Origin of the sequence: Salifodinibacter halophilus, from assembly GCA_012999515.1 — a bacterium.
In the GTDB taxonomy this organism is placed as follows: domain Bacteria; phylum Pseudomonadota; class Gammaproteobacteria; order Nevskiales; family Salinisphaeraceae; genus Salifodinibacter; species Salifodinibacter halophilus.
Map to the genome: position 1 here is coordinate 1 of JABEEB010000805.1, position 232 is coordinate 232.

The 232-nt window shown below is 67.7% G+C and carries 1 protein-coding gene; it reads right to left on the minus strand.

The annotated features are described in order from the left end of the window. Nucleotides 1-232 (minus strand): hypothetical protein (locus HKX41_13810; GenBank protein NNC25209.1); only part of this gene is annotated, 232 nt, incomplete at both ends.

Genomic DNA, 232 nt, shown 5'->3' on the forward strand with positions numbered 1-232 from the left:
ACGGCGCCGTCGACGGCGCCGATCGCGCAACCGGGCGCCATCTGCGCCTTCACCTCGAAGCCCTTGTCCTTGAGCCAATCGGCGATGTGCCCGGCCAGCCATTTGTCGCTGGGATCGGAGTACACCACATGCGCCGGCGTCCCCTTGGCGACCGCCAGGCTCGAGTCGGCCAGGGCCTTGTCCAGGGCGGCTTCGTAGCTCGCCCAATTGTCGTTCTTCTGGCTGCACTCGG